Origin of the sequence: Streptomyces sp. NRRL F-5126 (genome assembly GCF_000721265.1) — a bacterium.
Classification (GTDB): Bacteria; Actinomycetota; Actinomycetes; order Streptomycetales; family Streptomycetaceae; genus Streptomyces.
Genome location: NZ_JOFZ01000001.1, coordinates 336,403 through 354,045, shown reverse-complemented (window position 1 = coordinate 354,045; position 17,643 = coordinate 336,403). Strand labels below are relative to the sequence as shown.

Sequence of the window (17,643 nt, the reverse complement as noted above, 5' to 3'; positions counted from 1 at the left end):
CTGTCGTGCGAGGTGTGACCGGCGGGTCACTTGGCCAGGGCCTGCTTCGCCTGCGTCATGAAGTCCTTGGCGCCCGCCTTGACGCTCTCCTGGCCGAAGCTGATGGACCCGTACTCGCGCTGCATGAGCGTGATGAGCTGCCCGTCGCCCTTCGGCGGCGCCGTGGGCGTGGGGCTGAGCCCGGCCTGGTTCGCCTTCTCGAAGCCGGAGACGACCTTGTCGCCGCCCGTGGCGTCCGCCGCCTGGCTCTCGCGCGCCTTGAGGTTGGGGAACATGCCGCGGCTCGTGCCCAGGGCCTTGGCCGCCTTCGGGTCGTTGATGAGGAAGCCGAGCAGTTCGGCGGCCTCCTTCGGGTGCTTGGAACCCGCGTAGACGGACAGCAGCATCGACGGCTTGGCGTACATGCCCGTCTTGCCGTTCACCGACGGCAGTGGCAGCAGGGTGAGTCGGTCCTTGTTGGCGGCTGCGTGGCTCGCGTAGATCGAGTCGTAGTCCCACTCGGCGACGGTGGTGCCCTTGGCGAGCGGGTCCTCAGCGGGGCCGTTGGAGAAGGTCGTCGTCTGGTTGGCGGGGGTCGCGGCGCCCGACTTGCGCAGCGCGTCGCAGAAGTTCCAGAAGCCTTCGAGGTCGGCCTGGGTGAAGCCGAGCTTGCCGTCCTTCGTGTACAGGCTGGTGCCGCGCTGGTCGAGCCACGACTGGAACGCGGCCCAGGTGATGCCGGGATCGGTGATGCCCGAGACCTTGCCGTGCGACTTGTCGTGCACCGCCTTGCCGAAGGACGCCACGTCGTTCCACGTCCATCCGGGCTTCGGCACCGGCACACCGAGGGACTTGAGCTTGGTCACGTCGACGACGATGGACTGCGTGGCCTGCCCGAACGGCAGCGCGACCTGCTTGTCCCCCGACTTGCCGCTGCCGGCGAACTTCGGGTCGAGGCCGGAGAAGTCGACCTTGGCGGGCCCTGAAGAGAGGTCCATCAGGGTGTTGCTCTGCGCGTACTGGCTCTGGTTGCCCCAGTCGATCTGGATCAGGTCGGGTGCGCCGCCGCCGGCCATCTGCGTCGCCAGCTTCTGGTTGTACGGGCCGAACTGGGCGTACGTCGTACTGACCTTGATCTTCGGGTGGGCCTTCTCGAACACCTTGATGGCGGCCTCGGTGGACGCGGCCCGCGTGGAGTCCCCCCACCACGAGAAGCTGAGGTGGACCGTCCCGTCGGCCGAGTCGCCCGACCCGCCCGAGCACGCGCTGAGGCCGAGGGACGCGAGGACTGCGGTGGCGACAGCCGCGGCATGCAGCGGCCTGGTGCGGCGCACCGTGGCGACCGTGGTTTTCATGGCGTGCGTGCTCCCTTGGGACTTCGGGGTTCGGTGTGGAGAAGTCGGGTGTGCGGCAGTTCGGTGTGCTGGGGTTCGGTGCGGCGCGCAGGTCACCAGGACCGCACCGTCTCGGCCTCGATGTACGCGAGGTCGAGGCTCTCGCCGAGGCCGGGCTCCCGGTCGAGGTGGACGTACCCCTCGGCGTCGACCGGGTCGGTGGCGCGCCGCAGGTGCGGCGGCACCGCGTCGAAGTCGAAGTGCGGGTGCAGCAGGCCGCGCTCGTACCAGCGGCTGTTGGAGACGGCACCGAGGACCGCGAGTGTGCCCGCGCCGCCGCCGTGCATCTCGCAGTCCATGCCGAACGCCTCGGCGAGGTGTGCGGTCTTGAGCGCCGGTGCGATGCCGCCGGCGGTGGGCACACCGACGCGCAGGATGTCGCACGCGTGGGCGGCGATCCACTCGGCCCGTGCGTTCAGCCGCCCCGCCACGCTCTCGGGGCCGATGACGGGCGTGCCGAGCTGCTCGGCGAGCCAGCGGTAGGACTGCGTCGAGTACTCCTCCATCGGCTCCTCGTACCAGTGGAAGTCGAGGCGGTCGAGCGCGCGGCCAAGGCGCAGGGCGTCACTCCTGCTGTACCAGTGGTTGGCGTCCAGCATCAGCGGCACGCCGGGCCCCACGGCCTCGCGCACGGCCGCGCAGGCGCGGATGTCCTGCTCGACGCTGGGCGCGAACGGCACGGGCGGCATCCACGTGTGCAGCTTGACGGCGTGGTAGCCCTCGGCGACCAGCTTCTCGGCGAACGCCGCGTAGTCGTCGGGCGTCGCGAGGCCGCCGGGCGTCTCGTCGCCGCACATCGTGCTGCCGTAGGCGGGCACCTTGTCGCGCATGCCGCCGAGCAGTTTCCACACCGGCTGCCCGAGCCTGTGCCCGATCAGGTCCCACAGAGCCTGCTCGACGGCCGCGAGTGTCCGGTCGCCGAGCGTGCCCGCGCTGCCGCGCTGCCTGCGGGCCAGGAGCTGCCACAGCCGCTCCCGGTCGAAGGGGTCCTGGCCGATCAGCACCGGCCTCACGTGGCCCTGGAGTTGATCCTCACCGACGTGGGCCTCACCCGCCAGGCAGCGGCCCTGGACGCCGTCGCTGTCGGTGAGGGTGAGCAGTGCCCTGGTCACGGTGTGCGGCTCGCCCGGGTGTGCGTGCCCGTCGGAGTCGTGGACCAGCGCCGTCGTCGTACGGAAGACCCGTACGGACACGTCGCTGATCACGGGCCGGGCCGTGGCCTTGGCCATGCGTCGGACCTCCTGGAGTGTGGAGCAGGGCGAGTGGTGTGCGCGGTGCACGCGCCGCGTGAGGACCCCCGCGTTGTGAACCCTCTCGATCACTCACGTTCATGTGGGTAAATCACATTCACTCTTCTGCCCAGGAAGCTAAGTTCGCCTCAGCGCGGGTGTCAACAGGTCAGTTGAATCGATTTTCCAGCGGCCCCGCAGGATCGGGACCTGCCGGACTTGCCCGCCGCTTCACGTGGCCAACGGGGCTGCCATCACCGCACGTTCGGGTGTTTCCGCTGCTCGGAGTGGTGTTGGGGGTGAGGGTGGTGTGCTTCCGGCGCGGTCGGCGACTCGTGGTCGCGTATCGCCGCGGCCGGCTGGGGCTCGGGACAACAGCAGCGTCATGGCCGCCACGGCCAAAGTCAACAGGGGCGGCTTGAAACGACTCAGACGATCTTCGCCCCCGCAGAAGCGGGCGTCAGCCCCTTCCCTTCCGCGGGCCGACTCGCTAGCTTGTCCGTCGAAAGCGCTTACTACAACGTTTCAACCACCGCGCCGACGGCCTGGTGACACCTGCGCCACCCGTCGCGCCGCGCCCCGCCGCCACGGCCGTGCCTCCGCCTGACGCGCCTTCCCTCCGGGGACCTTCCCGATCAGCCCGATCAGCACGATCACCCGATCAGTCCGATCAGCCTTCACCCGCCGGATCGGAGCGAGGAGTTCGCCATGACCTGGGAGACCCACCAGATCGACCGCCGCACCACGCTCGGACTCATCGGCGCGGGCGCAGCGGCCACCGTCGCCGCGGGCGCCGGCAGCGCGGCCGCGGCCCCCGCCCACGACGCTCACCCCGCGCACGAAGCCGTATCCGGCGCGAGCGGCGGCCACGGCCGGGCCGTGCGCGTACTCCTCGACGGCAAACCCGCACGAACCGGCACCTACGCCTTCCCCACCGAGGTGGCCGAGATCGTCCTCGACAACGGTCTCGTGCGGTTCGCCTTCGGCCGCGACGACGCGCGGAACGGCGTCGTCACCGGCTGGGACGACGTGTCCATCACCGCCACCTCCGTCGTCGTCGACGGCAGGGAGCTCGCCCACAACCTCAACGGAGTCGACCCGCGCGACCCCGACCGGCAGCACTCCTTCTACGTCGACGCCGCCGGCGGAAAGTCACGCCTCGTCTGCACCCGGGTGAAGGTCCTGCGGATCGAGGACGACCTCGTCGAGATCGCGTTCGCCGACGTCACGAGCGTCCCGCTGCGCCACGAACACCACCTGATCATGCGTGCGGGCAAGCCCGGCCTGTACGGGTACGACATCCTCACGGCCACGGCGGCGACCTCGATCAGCGAGGTACGCATGAACACCCGCTGGGACCGCGCCGTCCTCGACCACTGCTTCAACTGGGAGCGCGGCAAGGGGCAGCAGCCGACCTACGCCTACCTCGCCACCCAGACGAAGGTGTCGGACGAGACCTGGCAGATCGACGGCGTGAACAACCCGGACCTCCCATCGCCTGACAGCAACGCGGGCGGCCTGCCCGCCGGTTACGTCTACACCAAGTACAACTGGAGCCTCTACCACCACCAGAACCCGATGTTCGGGCACTACGGCAACGGGTTCGGCGCCTGGTTCACCCCGCTGGGCGGCGTCTCCGACCGGACGCTCGCCGGCTTCTACGGCGTGGGGCCGCAGCACCAGGACCTCGCCATCCACCAGGACGCCCTCATCCTCAACTACTTCGGCCCGAACCACTACGGGCTGCCCGGCTACGCCCTCGACGCCGGCTACCGCAGGCTCTACGGCCCCTGGTTCACCTTCATCACCACCGGTGATCCCGACGACCCGGACGCGATGATCGCGGCGGCCGCCGAGACGGCGCGCGGCGAGATCGCCGAGAACCGCGGCGGCAGCGACTGGATGCACGACGCCCTCCACCCCGCGCCCGCGCGGCGCACCACCGTCTCCGGGCGCGTACGCCTCACCGACGGCAGATCACCCGCGAACCTGTGGGTCCTGCTCAGCACCCAGGACGTCGACGACGTCTACACCATCCACGAACCGACCTACTTCGTGCGGACCGACGACGACGGCTCCTTCACCATCCCGGGCGTGCCGCCCGCCTGGCGGCCCGGCACCACCGCCCCAGGCACCTACACCCTGTACGTCTTCTCGGCCGACGGCTCCGTCACCGACCAGTACAAGAAGACCGGCCTGCGCTTCGGCGGGCGCCACCACAGGCTGCCGACCATCACCTGGACCCCTGTCCAGCGCGCCACGTTCCTGTGGCAGCTGGGCACCGCGGACCGGACCGGCGGCGAGTACGCGCTCGCCACCAAGTCCCCCGCGCGGCCCTCCCCGAGGGCCTTCGAGAAGCCGGCGCGCATACCGGGCGACCTGACGTTCACCATCGGCGACAGCTGGGAGCCCGAGGACTGGTACTACGCGCATCCGAACACCGGCACCTGGACGGTCCGCTTCCCCCTCGACCGCGTGCCCGACGGCACCGCGTACCTGACGGTCTCCTCGTCCATGCAGCAGGGGACGCCGCCGGCCGTCGCCGTCAACGGCACGTCCGCCGGCATCGCGGGCGCCCTGCCGGCCCACAACGACTCCACCATCGGCCGCCAGGCGGACCGCAGCGGCTACCCGCGCCTCGCCGTGCTGACGTTCCCCGCCTCGATGCTCGTCGAGGGTGACAACACCATTTCCTTCACCAACGCCGCGCCCGCCGGGCTCCACACGCTCGCCGTCGAGCCGACGTCCCGCGGCTTCGGCTGGGACACGATCCTCCTGGAGACCGACGGCGGCGAACCCGCGAGGCCCGCCCGGCTGACCGGCCGCGTCACCGCGCGGGGGAGTGCCCACGGGACCACCACCTGGCGGATCGAGATCGCCAACCACGGGTCGGGTCCCGCGAACGACGTACGCCTCGACGGGCTGCGCTCCCGGCACGGCGCCGTGCGGACCGCGGACCGCGACCCCAACGCGTTCCCCGTGCCCGTCGCCGCCCGTATCCCCGCGGGCGGCAGGGCGAGCGTCACGGTGCGGGTCACAGGACCCCTGGCGCACGGCGCGCGCCTCACCGCCTCGTTCCACGCCAACGGCGGCCGCGCCACGGGCACGGCCACAGGACCGGCGGCCCGCTGATCGGGTGCCCCGGCCCCGTCGCGGGTGCGCGCCCTGGCCGCGAGGGGGCCGGGGCGGCTTGCTGACCCGCGGGTACCGGAGGCGCTCCCCAGCGCCCCCGGTACCCTCCCCGGCCGAAACGAGTGGTGACGAGTGGTGACGAGTGCACCGCGACCGCGACGGCATCCCCTCCGTGCCGTCGCGATCGCGCCCCCGCCGAGCGGTCGGTGTCCCCCGCCTCGGGCGGTTACGGAATGTGGCTGTCGAGCGGCTTGATGGGCGTGTCGCCGTCGGTGGCCGCGCCCTGGCCGCTCGTCTCCGCCTCCGCCGCGGGCTCCGTGCTGCCCCCGTCCGCCGGAGGAGCCGGAATGTGGCTGTCGTGAGGGGTGACTTCCTCGTCCTTCTTGGCTTCGCTCATCGCTCTGGCTCCTGTGTATGCGTCAGTGGGCAGCGCCCGCCCGGTACCTCCCCCGGTCTGGTGCCGGACGAGCGCCTCTGACCATCCGTCCATCCCCCGTGCGACGGATTGTCGTTGGGTTGAGCATGCCAGGGGGCGTTAAACGTTCGATGAACGGCTCCCGCGTCACGCCGCCAGCGGCTCGAGCAGCAGCCGGACCTCGGCGGCCTGGTCCGCGCCTGTGGCCTCGTAGAGGCTGAGCGCCTCCAGCCAGCAGGCGCGGGAGCGGCCGGGCTGCGACAGGGCGTTGAGCGCCTTGCCGAGCTCGGTCAAGATGTTCGCACGCATCCAGTCCCCGCCGATGAAGCCGGTGGACAGGGCCTGTTCGGCGAGTTGCGCCGCCTGCCCGGGCCGGCCGGTGGCGAGTTGCACCTGCGCCATCCTGAAGTACGTCGTGCCGAGCCACAACCGCTGGCGGTTCTCCTCGAAGACCTCGACGGCCTGCTGGAACTCCGCCATCGCCGCCGCGAAGCGCTCCGCGTGCGACAGCGCGATGCCGAGCGCGAAGCGGGCGTTCGCGAGCCGCAGCGTCAGCCCGAGCGCGTCGTAGAGCGCCATGCCGGCCCTGACCAGTTCGATGGCCTCCGCGGTGCGGCCCATGGCCACCAGCGCGCGCGACGCGTTGCACAGCGCGCTCGCCTCGCCCGGCTTGTTGCCGTCGGCGCGGAAGGACTCGACGGCCGCCCTGCTGAACGTCTCGCAGTCCGCGTACCGGCCCTGGCAGAAGGCGATGATGCCACGCTCGTTGGACAGGTTGGAGCGCAGCCACGCGTCGTCCCGTGAGGCGTCCTCCAGCACGGCGGCCCGCCCGGCCTCCTCGTCGGCCTCCTCGAACCGCCCGGCCTTGATGTACACCTGCGTCAGCGTGGTGCGGGCGCGGCCCTCCGCGTGGGCGTCGCCCGCCGCCTGCGCGGCGTCGCGTGCGGAGACCGTCGCCGCCTCGTACGCACGCGAGTTGGCGCCCGACTCCGAGAGGTCCTTCGCCGCGAGCAGCAGGTCGACCGCGCGCCGCAGCAGGACCGGTTGGCCGAGGGACTGCTGGACGCAGGCGAGGATCGAGGCGGCCTCCGTGAACAGCCAGTCCAGCGCCTCCGCCCCGCTGGTGAACGACAGGCCCGAGCCCCTCGCGGACTCCAGGTGGGCGACGGTGCGGTCGCCCGGGCGTTCCATGCCGTACACGCGCGCCGCGGTCGGCAGGTAGAAGTCGAGCAGGCGTTCGAGCGCCTCCAGGCGCTTGGCCGGGGGCAGCTCGTCGCGCTCGGCGCAGGCACGCGCGTAGAGCCGTACGAGGTCGTGGTAGCGGTAGCGGCCGGGGGCGCCGGATTCGAGCAGCGACGTGTCGACCAGCGTCTCCAGGAGGTCCTCCGTCACCTCGACGCTCAGGTCGAGCACGGAGGCCGCCGCGGGCAGCGAGATGTCAGGACCGTCGGCCAGGCCCAGAAGGCGGAACGCCCGGGCCTGCATGGGCTCCAACTGGCCGTAGCCGAGTTCGAACGTCGCCTTCACCGCGAGGTCGCCGGCCTGCAGCTCGTCCAGCCTGCGCCGCTCGTCGGCGAGTTTCGAGGCGAGCACCGACACCGTCCAGGTGCGCCTCGATGCGAGCCGGGACGCGGCGATGCGGATCGCGAGGGGCAGGAACCCGCAGGCTGCGACGACGTCGAGCGCCGCCTCGCGCTCGACGCGCACCCGGTGCGGTCCGACGATCTTGGTGAAGAGTTCGAGCGCCTCCTCGGGCGACATCACGTCCAGGTCGACGAGGTGCGCCCCGGCGAGGTCCACCATCCGCGTGCGGCCGGTGACAAGCGCCGCACACCCGGGGGTGCCCGGCAGCAGCGGGCGGACCTGGGCGGCGTCGCGGGCGTTGTCGAGCAGCACGAGGACCCGTCGCCCGTCGAGTGTCGAGCGGAACAGCGCGGCCCGCTCCTCCACCGTCTCGGGGATCGAGCGGTCGGGAGTGCCCAGGGCCCGCAGGAAGGAGCCGAGTACGGTCGCCGGGTCGGCGGCCGGGAACGAGGTCCCCTGGAGGTCCATGTAGAGCTGGCCGTCGGGGAAGTGGGGGCGCGCGGCGTGCGCCACGTGCACGGCGAGCGTCGTCTTGCCGACGCCGCCGATGCCGGCGAGCGCCGACACCGCCATCACGGAGGTCTCGGCCAGCGCGAGCCTCTCGCTCAGCTCCGTCACGAAGACCGCGCGGCCCGTGAAGTCCGGCACGGTCGCGGGCAGCTGGGCGGGGCGCGGCGCCGCCCTGTCGGGCACGGCCTCCACGACCGGGCGCGCGAGCTCCTCGTCGGCGTTGAGGATCGAGTGCTGCAGCTCCGTCAGCTCGGCCCGCGGGTCGACGCCCAGCTCCTCGGCGAGCAGCCTGCGGGTGTCGGTGTAGACGGCGAGCGCCTCCGCCTGGCGGCCGCTGCGGTAGAGGGCGAGCATCAGCAGCTCGCGCAGCCGCTCGCGCAGCGGGTAGGCGGCCGTCAGCGCGGTCAGCTCCGACACGGCGTCCGCGTGGCAGCCGAGCTCCAGGTCGAGGTCGAGGCGCGTCTCGATCAGGCCGAGCCGCCACTCCTCGAAGCGTGCGCGCTGCGTCTCGGCGAAGGGCCCGGGCAGGTGGGCGAGCGGTTCGCCGTCCCACAGGCCGAGTGACTGCCCGAGCAGGGTGCGCGCGCCCCTGCGATCGCCCGCGGCGCGCGCCTTCTCGGCACGCGTGGCGAGATCCTGGGCGACCTGGATGTCCAGCGAGCCGACGGGGGCGCGCATCGCGTAGCCGCCCGCCTCGCTGAGCAGCGCGCCGGGGCCGAGCACCTTGCGCAGGCGGGAGGCGTACGTACGGACAGCGGCGAGTGCGCGGGCCGGGGGCTCCTCGCCCCACAGCACGTCGATGAGCTCGGCCGCCGTCGCCGTGCGGCCCTCGCGCAGCAGGAGGGCGGCGAGCATGGCGCGCTGCTGAGGTGAACCGGGCGGCAGGGGCGCGCCGTCGCGCCAGGCGCGAACGGGGCCGAGCACGCTGAAGCGGAGCCTGTGGCTGTCGTCCGGGCCCGGGGCGTGGGGCTCTGCGGCCCGCTGCTCCGGTACGCGTGGCCCGCCGGCACGGTCCATTGGCTCTCCCTCGCGGCCCACTCGCGGTTCACTGCTCCGGACCGACAGTCTGCCTTGTCCGGGGCGGCAGCGTCAGCCGCGGGTGGCCGGTCTGCACAATGCCTCGACAGGTTCACCGGCCGTCGGGGTTGACGGCGCGCCAGGTTGGCCGGTAATGGCCGCTGGTGTGTTCCTTCGGGCTCCCTTCCGCGTTCCCCGCCTCACTTGCGGCCGCGCTCCGGGGTGCCTTGCTCCCCCGTGCCGCGCTCCGGGCACGCGTCATGCCGCGGCCGGCGCCGCGGCGGGCGGAGCCGCGGTCCTGCGCAGGTCGGCCGTGGTGAGCGCCACCGCGGCGACCGCGCCGAGGCAGAGCAGCCCGCCGCTGACGAGGGCGGCGGCCCCCGAGGTCGCGCCGGCGACGAGCCCGGCCCGCAGGTTGCCGATGTCGGGACCCGCCTGCCCGACGATCCCCTCCGCGGCGCCGACGCGGCCGAGCAGCTCGTTCGGGGTGTGCGTCTGCACGATGGTGCCGCGCGAGACGACGGAGACGGTGTCCGCCGCACCCGCCAGGGCGAGGCAGGCCAGGCCGGCCCACGGCCCTGGTGCCAGGCCGAACAGGGCGAGCGCCGCGCCCCAGCCGGCGGAGGCGCCCAGCATCACGAGACCGGGACGGGACAGCCGGGTGAAAGTTCCCGAGAAGAGTGACGCGGCGACGCCGCCGACGGCGATCGCGGTGAGGAACAGGCCGAGGGTGGCGGGATCGTCGCCGAACCGTTCGGCGTTGACCAGGGGGAACAGGCTGACCGGCATGGCCAGCACGGTGGCCGCCAGGTCGGTGAGCAGCGCCCCGCGTACGACGGGCGTGCGCGTGAGGAACGCGAGCCCGTCCAGTACGCCGCGCACGCCCGGGCGCGCGGCGGCGTCACCCGGCGCCATCCGCGGCAGGCCGAACGCGCCGTGCAGTGCGGCGCCGAAGGTGACGGCGTCGATCAGGTAGCAGCCGCCGACGCCGAGCCGGCCCACGATCAGCCCGCCGAGCGCGGGCCCCGCCAGCATCGCGCCCTGGAACGAGATGCGCCGCAACGCGAGGCCCGCGGCCAGCTGATGACGGGGCAGCAGCTGCGGGACGAAGGCGCGCGAGGCCGGGCCGCCGCCCGCCGCGAAGCACGACTGTGCGGCGACGATGCCCAGCACCCCGCCGGCGGGCAGCGGCGCGAGGAACCCCTGCAGGGCGAGCAGGAGCGAGCAGGCGGCCTGCCCCGCGGTCGTCAGCAGATAGAACTTCCTGCGGTCCACGCGGTCGGCGAGCGCCCCTGCGAACAGCCCGAGCGCGACGAGCGGGACGGCCTGCGCAAGACCCGCGGCGCCCGTCCACGTCGTGCTCCTGGTCTGCTGCCACACCTGGAACATCACGGCGACGACGGTCATCTGCCCGCCGAGCGCGGAGAGCGACTGCCCCCTCCACAGGCGGCGGAACAGCGGCGAGGACCTGAGCGGCGCCAGGTCGATCAGCGCGCCGCGCGGGATCCTCACTCCCACGACGGGTCCTCGGCCAGCTTCTCCGCGATGCGGTCGTGGAAGCTCCGGCGGGCGAGTGCCTGCTCGAGGTCGGTGACGACGCGGGAGAGCGGGTAGGGGACCTCGGCCTCCAGATCGGCGAGGGCCGCCTCGGTCGCCCGCCACTCGGCCGCCAGCCGGCCCACGACGCCGCGGGCCTTTCCGGTGAGCGCCACCTTCTTCGTGCGTGCGTCGTCGCCCTCGGCGGTCCGCACCCACCCGGCCGCGCGCATCGCGGCGACCTTCTGGCTGACGGCGGAATGGCTGAGCCGGACCGACTCGGCGAGTTCCGTGATGGTCATGGGCCCGCGTGCGTTCAGCCGCAGCAGCTCCATGACATGACTGGGCTTCAGCCCCTCGATGCGGCGTTCGGCGTAGATCCGCGCGATGTCGGCGTCCAGGGACGCCTGGAGCAGCCGCAGCGGGCGCCAGAGACTCTGCAGGGACGGGTCGTGCGCTTCCGGGTTCGCCATGGCAGAAATCGTAACAGCACTTATATAAGTGCTGTCAGATTTTCTCCGCACGGCCGGCCGCACCGCCGGACGCGTGACCCGCCGGATCGGCTGAGCGAACGGCTTCCCAGAGCCGGGCGGGTGAGCGTGGCGGCGATGCCGGGCGACGCCGCGGCGCGGCGGGTACGGGATCGGTTCGACGCGGCGTGAGGAACGGTCCCCCGCCCGGCGCAGCAGCCCGGACTACCGGAAGTGAGCCCCGATGCCCGTACGCTCCGTACCCCCCGCAGGCCCCGTGCGTCCGGGGCGGCGCCTGAGGGGGCCGCGTATCGCCGCCGCCGCACTGGCCGCCGCCGTGCTGCTCGGCGGTCTTGGCGGGTGCGGGGGCGGGCCCGTCGACGGGACCCGGCCGCCGAGCGACCGGGCGGCCGCGCCCGCCGCGGGGCCCGAGGACCAGGCCGACCGGCAGCCCGCCGAGGGCGCGGCCAGCGCCCCGGCCGCCCCGGTGCGGCAACTCCGCGTGGCGCGTGGCCCCCTGGAGGCGCGTGGCCCCCGGCTGCTCCAGCGGCTGCCCGGCCTCGGCCCCAGCACGCTGGCCGAGGTGCCGGCGGGCGCCCGCCAGATCGTCGTGGTGACGGGCAAGGGCATCGACTCCGCGCACTCCCGCCTCGCCGTCTACCGGCACACGGCGGCGGGCTGGGCCACCGACGCCGACTGGACGGCGCGCAACGCGCTCAACGGCTGGACGCGCCACCACTACGACGACGACCTGCGCTCGCCGATCGGCGTCTTCGGCCTCACCGACGCGGGCGGCAGGATGCCCGACCCGGGCACGAAGCTGCCCTACGACCAGTCGCCCGACTTCGCCACCCAGGGCATCGGGTTCGAGGGCGAGTCGCTCGCGCACTCGTTCGACTACGTCGTGGCGATCAACTACAACCGCAAGGCGGGCGTCTCGCCACTGGACCTCACCCGCCCGCTGGGCGAGGCGAGGGGCGGCGGCATCTGGTTCCACGTCGACCACGGAGGCCCGACGCACGGCTGCGTCTCCCTGTCCGAGGACCACATGAAGGCGCTGCTGCGGATGCTCGACCCACGGCTCCACCCGGTGGTCGTCATGGGCGACGCGGCGTCGCTGTCGCACTGACGCACTGAGCCGCCGGCACGCGCCGTGCGGCCGCTCGCGCGGTCACAGCCAGCCGCGGTCCTGGGCCATGCGGGCGGCGGTGTGGCGGTTCTCCGCGCCGAGCTTGGCCGCGGCCGAGGAGAGGTAGTTGCGTACGGTGCCGGGGGCGAGCGACGCACGCGCGGCGATCTCGGCGACCGGCGCGCCGTCGGCGGCGAGCGCGAGGAGCTCCGCCTCGCGCGCGGTGAGGGGCGAGTCGCCCGCGCTGATCGCGTCCGCGGCCAGCTCGGGATCGACGTACCGGGTCCCGGCATGGACCAGGCGGATGAGCTCCGCCAGCCGCTGCGCGGAGACCGTCTTCGGCAGGAAGCCGCGCACGCCCGCGGCGAGCGCCTGCTTGAGTGCGGCGGGGCGGCCGTGGCTGGTGACGATCATGACCGCGCAGCCGGGCAGCAGAGTCCGCAGCTCGGCGGCGACGGAGATCCCGTCGCGCACCGGCATGTTCAGGTCCACGACGGCGACATCGGGCCGGCGCGCCCTGGCCATGGCGAGGGCCTCGTCCCCGTCGGCGGCCTCCGCGACGACCTCCAGGTCGTCCTCCAGGGCGAGCAGCGCGGCCAGCGCGCCGCGGATGAGGTGCTCGTCATCGGCGAGCAGCACGCGCAGGGTCATCGTTCCTCCTGGCGGGGCACGGACGCGGTGAGGACGAACGTGGCGTCCTGCGCCCGGGTCGTGAGGGTGCCGCCGAGCGCGGTGAGCCGCTCCCGCAGCCCGGCGAGGCCGCTGCCCCCGGCCCCGGCCCCGGCTTCCGCTCCGGCCCCGGATGCGGGGCCGGTCCCGTCCCCGGGGGCGCGGACCCCGTTGTTCGCGACGGTGAGGACGGCCTCCTCCGACGCCACCCGCAGACGGATCTCGCAGCCGGCGGCGTCCGCGTGGCGCAGCACGTTGGTGGTGGCCTCGCGGACGACCCAGCCGAGCGCCGTCTGCACGGAGGGGGCGAGGGAGGCGGCGGCACCGTCGCCGTCCGCCCCTGCCGTGTCGATGGCGCAGTCGATGCCGGCGGACTCCAGCATGGAGCGCGCGCCGGACAGTTCGGCGGCGAGGTCCGCCTCGCGGTAGCCGCGGACGACGGCGCGGATCTCGCTCTGCGCGTCACGGGCGATGCGCTGCACCGCCTCCATCTGGTCGGCTGCGGCGTCCGTGGCGCCACGCCGGGTCAGCCGGGCCGCCAGCTCGCTCTGCAGCGCCAGGACGGACAGGTTGCGGCCCATCACGTCGTGCAGGTCGCGGGCGAAGCGCAGCCGCTCCTCGGCCACCGCGAGCCGCGCCCGGGTGTCGCGTGCGTCGAGCAGCTCCCACATGATCCCCGTCATCCAGCCGGAGATCCGGCCGAAGAGCACCATCGCCGAGGCGATCCACCACGCGCTCACGGCGTTGACGATCACCACGACCGCCGGCAGCCCGGCTGCCAGGCTCGCGGCCGCCACCACCAGGGTGGCCACCGCGACGAGACCGGCGATCCTGAGCGGAGAAAGGGCCCGTACGGTCAGTGCTGCGACGGGGATGACGACGCTGCCGACAGCGACGACGAACCCGGCGGCCCGGCTCTCGACCGGCACGCCGGACTCCCCGTGGAGCACCAGCACCAGGACCGCGGCGGCCGTCACGACCGTCGCGGTCATGACGGCCGTGGGCCGGGCACGCCGGCCCATCGCCCAGTGCAGCGCCCGCGACGCCGAAAGGCCGCCGAGCACACCGTGTGCGACGAGCAGCAGCACCACCGCGGCGACGGCCGCCGGCGCGGCGATGCCGCCCGTCACGGTGGGCACGGCCCCGCCGCTGAACCCGAGGCCGGTGACGTAGAAGCTGCAGTGGGTGAGGAGTTCGAACCGGTCGATCCCCGACCGCTCGGCCCACCGGCGCAACCCGGGCCACGAGCCCGCCGCGCGGCCGGGCCCGTGGCCCGGCGGCACACGGCCGGGCTCCGGCTCCCGTGGCGCGGTGCCCGCTTCCCGTGGTGCGCCTCCGGCCTCCGCCGCGGTCGGACCCGCTCCCGCCTCCGGCGGCGTGCGAACGGACCCGGCCCCGGGCGACGCGCGGCCGGGCTCGGGCTTCGGCGGCACGCGGCCGCCCTCCCGCGATGTACGGGCCGAGGCAGGCCCCGGCTGCGCCGGCCCCCGGCCTGCGCCGCCCGGCGTACGGTCCGGCATGGGCTCTCCCGTTCCGCGTCGCGTACCTGGCGTCAGCCGCGCGGTTCCCACCGGAACCAGCGCCGCACGGCGAACACCGACAGTACCGTCCAGGCCAGCGCCGTCCCCAGCGCGCGCAGCGCCTCGCCCGCGCCCATGCCGCCGACCCAGCCGCCGCGCACCAGGTCGGCCACCGGGGTGAGCGGCAGCGCGCGCAGCACCTGGGCGATGCCGTCGGGAAACACCTGGAGCGGTACGGCGACGCCCGAACCGATGAGCGCCACCAGGATCAGCGGCAGCGCCGTCACCTGGGCGCTCTCCACGGTCCGCGTGACGGCCGCGGTCGCGGCGGCCAGCGCCGCCGTCATGACCGTACCGAGCACCACTCCGGCCAGCATCAGGCCGGGCCGCTGCGGCAGGCGGCCGTCCCACAGGGCCGCGCCGAGCGCCACCAGCAGCGCGATCTGCACCAGGGCGATCGCCGCCGCGGGCACGGCGGTGGCGCCGAGGATCTCGGCGTCCCGCACCTCGCCGGTGCGCAGCCGCTTGAGGACCAGCTCCTCGCGCCGGCTCACGTACGCGGCGACCAGCGTCGTGTACACGACCAGTGTCAGCACCATCACGACCCCGCCCGTCAGCAGCAGCTCGCCCGGGCTGAGACCGGTCTTCGCGGCGGCGCCCGACCGGTCGAGCGAGGTCTTCGCCACGCCGATCATCGCCGGGGGCAGGGCGAGCGCGGTGAACAGTGCCGTGCGGTTGCGCACCAGCAGCGTCACCTCGGCGCGCGCGAGAGCGGCCGTACGGCTCACCGCCGTCGTGCTCCTCGTGACTGTCGTGCTCATCGGGCCGCCACCTCCGCCATGTCGCCCGGCACCGTGCCGCCATGGTGCCGGCCACCGCCGGCGATCTCCAGGAAGGCCTCTTCGAGCGAGGCCGTACGGGCGTCGAGGCCGCCGAGACGCACGTCGTGCTCGCGCGCCCACAGCAGGAGACCGGTGAGGGCGCCCTGCAGGTCGTGCGTGGCGACCCGTACGTCGCGCCCGTCGCCGCGCGCGCCGAGCTCGGCCGGGAGCTGCCAGCGCGCGGTCCCTTCCGGGAGGCGGAAACCGATCCGCGAGGGACGCTGCGCCGTCACCTCCCGAGGCGTGCCCGCAGCGGCGATCCGTCCCTCGTGCATGATGGCCAGCCGGTCGGCCAGCGCCTCGGCCTCCTCCAGGTAGTGCGTCGTCAGCAGGACGGTCGTGCCCTGCGCCAGCAGGCCGCGGACGACCTCCCAGGTCGCCCTGCGGGCCTCGGCGTCCATGCCGGTGGTGGGCTCGTCGAGGAACAGCACCCGAGGGCGGCCGAGCACCGCGAGCGCCAGGTCGAGCCGCCGGCGCTCCCCGCCGGACAGCTGCTTCACCCGCACCCCGGCGCGCCCCGCAAGGCCCACGGTCTCCAGCGCCTCCCCGACCGGACGGGCGGCGCTGGTGCAGCCGGCCCACATCCGCGCGGTCTCCTCCGCGGTCAGGTCGGAGGGGAACCCGCCCTCCTGCAGCATGATGCCGATGCGCGGGCGCACGGCGCCGCGCTCCGCGTACGGGTCCTTGCCCAGTACGCGCACGGTCCCCCGGGTGGCCCGGGCGAGGCCCTCAAGGACTTCGAGCGTGGAGGTCTTGCCCGCGCCGTTGGTGCCCAGGAGCGCGAACAACTCGCCCTCCCGCACCTCCAGGTCGAGCCCGCGCACGGCATCGAACCCGGCGTCCCCCGCGGGCCCGTACCTGCGCCACAGGCCGCTTGCACTGATAGCTGTCTCGGTCATGCCTCCAGCGTTCCGCCTGCCGGGGGCGCCGGAGCGTGCGTCCTGTCATGACCTCCGATGACATCTGTCATCGCGCCTGGCTATTCCTCCGCCGGGTCGCGCACCGCGTAGCCGGGCACCGAGGGCCAGCGGACGGTCAGCACCACCGACTCCTCCTCGGCGAACCAGGAGTGGTCGACGCCGCGCCCCCACACCACGTAGTCGCCCTGCCGGGCGAGCAGGACGGTCCGGTCCGGCAGTTCCACCCGGAAGCGGCCGCTGACGAGGACGAGGAGCGCGGTACGCTCCTCGCCGCGCACCCACCGCGCACGCCGGTCGCCGCGCGGATGGACGCCCCATTTGACCTCGACGTCCTCGCTGTGGCGCGGGTCCCCGCCGTCCTTGAAGTGGCCGAGCAGCCACCCGCGGTCGAGCGGCGCGTCCACGCCCGCGTTGCCGACGTGGACGGACGGGGCACGGGCCTCGGCGGCGGCATCACTGGTCGCACCGGCATCACTGGTCACGCGGCCGACGCTAGCTCAGCGCCCCGGCCCGGTAGCAGCCGGGCGTGGTGCCCGTGGCGCGGGCGAAGGTGCTGACGAAGGCGCTGGTCGTGGCCCATCCGCAGGCGTGCGCGGTGTCGGTGACGCCGGCGCCCTCGGCGAGCAGCACCATGGCGCTGAACAGGCGGGTGCGCGTGCGCCACTGCGGGTACGTCATGCGGAACTCGCCGCGGAACAGGCGGGAGAGAGTGCGCTCGCTCGTGTGCACGTCGCGGGCGAGTTCCGCGAGGGTGCGGGGACGGCTCAGGTCGGCCTCCACCAGGCGGCAGGCGTCGGCGAGCCGCCGCTCCCGGGGCGCGGGCAGCATGACCGGCGCTTCCGCCACGCGGCGCAGCCGGTCCCGCAGGACAGCTTCGATGCGGCGTGCCTCGGCCCGGGTGAGCTCCGGGCTCGTGAGGGCGACCAGCAGTTCGCGCACGAGCGCGTCGACGGCGATGACCACGGGCGTACGGGCGGCGAGCAGCGGCTTCGCGCCCCCGGCGGGGAAACCGGCGGTGTGGAAGCGGCTGCGGCCGTAGAAGCGGTGCTCGTGCCACGTGCCCGCCGGGATCCACAGGGCCCGGTCGTTCGAGGCGACCCAGGAGCCGTGCTCCGTGCGGATCGCCAGCACGCCGGAGCTGACGTAGATCAGCTGGTGGTTGTCGTGCCGGTGGCGGTCGATGACATCCCCGCCGGCGTGCGACCTGGTGTCCGTCGGCGCGATGGGCTGGTGGCGGATGTGCGACATCACGGCACAC

Annotated in this window: 14 protein-coding genes; 2 read left to right on the top strand and 12 right to left on the bottom strand. The window is 73.8% G+C overall.

Annotation, left to right across the window (positions count from 1 at the left end; genetic code table 11):
* Positions 1 to 26: 26 nt before the first annotated feature.
* Both IH48_RS0101615 and IH48_RS0101610 read right to left on the bottom strand, forming a co-directional pair.
* Positions 27 to 1,334, bottom strand: a complete 1,308-nt coding sequence (locus IH48_RS0101615) for an ABC transporter substrate-binding protein (protein WP_030898024.1) — start codon at positions 1,332 to 1,334, stop codon at positions 27 to 29.
* A 92-nt stretch (positions 1,335 to 1,426) separates the two neighbouring features.
* Positions 1,427 to 2,602, bottom strand: coding sequence for an enolase C-terminal domain-like protein (locus IH48_RS0101610; protein WP_030898019.1), 1,176 nt, complete (start codon positions 2,600 to 2,602; stop codon positions 1,427 to 1,429).
* Positions 2,603 to 3,310: 708 nt separating this feature from the next.
* On the opposite strand from IH48_RS0101610, the gene IH48_RS37315 reads away from it, so the two are divergent.
* On the top strand, positions 3,311 to 5,734 hold the full coding sequence (locus IH48_RS37315) for a polysaccharide lyase family 4 protein (RefSeq protein ID WP_030898016.1): 2,424 nt from the start codon (positions 3,311 to 3,313) through the stop codon (positions 5,732 to 5,734).
* A gap of 226 nt (positions 5,735 to 5,960) precedes the next feature.
* On the opposite strand, the gene IH48_RS36115 is transcribed toward IH48_RS37315, so the two are convergent.
* The 4 genes from IH48_RS36115 to IH48_RS0101585 all read right to left on the bottom strand — a co-directional run bounded on the left by IH48_RS36115 (position 5,961) and on the right by IH48_RS0101585 (position 11,269).
* A complete protein-coding gene (locus IH48_RS36115; RefSeq protein ID WP_158710220.1) occupies positions 5,961 to 6,131 on the bottom strand; it encodes a hypothetical protein in 171 nt (56 codons plus the stop codon).
* A 165-nt stretch (positions 6,132 to 6,296) separates the two neighbouring features.
* Positions 6,297 to 9,260: an AfsR/SARP family transcriptional regulator gene (locus tag IH48_RS0101595; RefSeq protein WP_030898013.1), complete on the bottom strand. Its 2,964-nt coding sequence runs from the start codon at positions 9,258 to 9,260 to the stop codon at positions 6,297 to 6,299.
* A gap of 258 nt (positions 9,261 to 9,518) precedes the next feature.
* Positions 9,519 to 10,772, bottom strand: coding sequence for an MFS transporter (locus IH48_RS0101590; protein WP_107059200.1), 1,254 nt, complete (start codon positions 10,770 to 10,772; stop codon positions 9,519 to 9,521).
* Entirely contained in the window at positions 10,769 to 11,269 is a 501-nt protein-coding gene (locus IH48_RS0101585) for a MarR family winged helix-turn-helix transcriptional regulator (RefSeq protein WP_030898009.1), read from the bottom strand. Before IH48_RS0101585 ends, IH48_RS0101590 begins: the two co-directional genes overlap by 4 nt.
* A 241-nt stretch (positions 11,270 to 11,510) precedes the next feature.
* On the opposite strand from IH48_RS0101585, the gene IH48_RS0101580 reads away from it, so the two are divergent.
* Positions 11,511 to 12,395 carry a L,D-transpeptidase family protein gene (locus IH48_RS0101580; protein ID WP_107059199.1) on the top strand — a complete coding sequence of 295 codons (885 nt, stop codon included), beginning with the start codon at positions 11,511 to 11,513 and terminating at the stop codon, positions 12,393 to 12,395.
* Between the two features lie 42 nt (positions 12,396 to 12,437).
* Here IH48_RS0101580 and IH48_RS0101575 read toward each other — a convergent pair whose 3' ends face one another.
* From IH48_RS0101575 to IH48_RS0101550, 6 genes are all read right to left on the bottom strand, one after another.
* Positions 12,438 to 13,046: a response regulator transcription factor gene (locus IH48_RS0101575; protein WP_030898005.1), complete on the bottom strand. Its 609-nt coding sequence runs from the start codon at positions 13,044 to 13,046 to the stop codon at positions 12,438 to 12,440.
* Positions 13,043 to 14,347: a sensor histidine kinase gene (locus IH48_RS0101570; protein WP_051838964.1), complete on the bottom strand. Its 1,305-nt coding sequence runs from the start codon at positions 14,345 to 14,347 to the stop codon at positions 13,043 to 13,045. Before IH48_RS0101570 ends, IH48_RS0101575 begins: the two co-directional genes overlap by 4 nt.
* 269 nt (positions 14,348 to 14,616) lie before the next feature.
* The gene (locus IH48_RS0101565; RefSeq protein ID WP_030898000.1) at positions 14,617 to 15,405 is read right to left on the bottom strand and encodes an ABC transporter permease; all 789 of its coding nucleotides are present in this window, start codon (positions 15,403 to 15,405) and stop codon (positions 14,617 to 14,619) included.
* Positions 15,402 to 16,364: an ABC transporter ATP-binding protein gene (locus IH48_RS0101560; protein ID WP_051838962.1), complete on the bottom strand. Its 963-nt coding sequence runs from the start codon at positions 16,362 to 16,364 to the stop codon at positions 15,402 to 15,404. Before IH48_RS0101560 ends, IH48_RS0101565 begins: the two co-directional genes overlap by 4 nt.
* 80 nt (positions 16,365 to 16,444) lie before the next feature.
* Positions 16,445 to 16,867 (bottom strand): hypothetical protein, encoded by a 423-nt coding sequence (locus IH48_RS0101555; RefSeq protein WP_051838960.1) that lies wholly within the window; start codon positions 16,865 to 16,867, stop codon positions 16,445 to 16,447.
* Between the two features lie 10 nt (positions 16,868 to 16,877).
* Positions 16,878 to 17,633, bottom strand: a complete 756-nt coding sequence (locus IH48_RS0101550; RefSeq protein ID WP_030897996.1) for an AraC family transcriptional regulator — start codon at positions 17,631 to 17,633, stop codon at positions 16,878 to 16,880.
* Positions 17,634 to 17,643 lie beyond the last annotated feature (10 nt).

Coding starts and splice junctions, on each gene's coding strand:
- IH48_RS36115 (WP_158710220.1), bottom strand. CDS start 6,131: ATGAGCGAAGCCAAGAAGGACGAGGAAGTCACCCCTCACGACAGCCAC.
- IH48_RS37315 (WP_030898016.1), top strand. CDS start 3,311: ATGACCTGGGAGACCCACCAGATCGACCGCCGCACCACGCTCGGACTC.
- IH48_RS0101580 (WP_107059199.1), top strand. CDS start 11,511: ATGCCCGTACGCTCCGTACCCCCCGCAGGCCCCGTGCGTCCGGGGCGG.
- IH48_RS0101565 (WP_030898000.1), bottom strand. CDS start 15,405: ATGAGCACGACAGTCACGAGGAGCACGACGGCGGTGAGCCGTACGGCC.
- IH48_RS0101595 (WP_030898013.1), bottom strand. CDS start 9,260: ATGGACCGTGCCGGCGGGCCACGCGTACCGGAGCAGCGGGCCGCAGAG.
- IH48_RS0101615 (WP_030898024.1), bottom strand. CDS start 1,334: ATGAAAACCACGGTCGCCACGGTGCGCCGCACCAGGCCGCTGCATGCC.
- IH48_RS0101585 (WP_030898009.1), bottom strand. CDS start 11,269: ATGGCGAACCCGGAAGCGCACGACCCGTCCCTGCAGAGTCTCTGGCGC.
- IH48_RS0101560 (WP_051838962.1), bottom strand. CDS start 16,364: ATGACCGAGACAGCTATCAGTGCAAGCGGCCTGTGGCGCAGGTACGGG.
- IH48_RS0101610 (WP_030898019.1), bottom strand. CDS start 2,602: ATGGCCAAGGCCACGGCCCGGCCCGTGATCAGCGACGTGTCCGTACGG.
- IH48_RS0101550 (WP_030897996.1), bottom strand. CDS start 17,633: ATGTCGCACATCCGCCACCAGCCCATCGCGCCGACGGACACCAGGTCG.
- IH48_RS0101575 (WP_030898005.1), bottom strand. CDS start 13,046: ATGACCCTGCGCGTGCTGCTCGCCGATGACGAGCACCTCATCCGCGGC.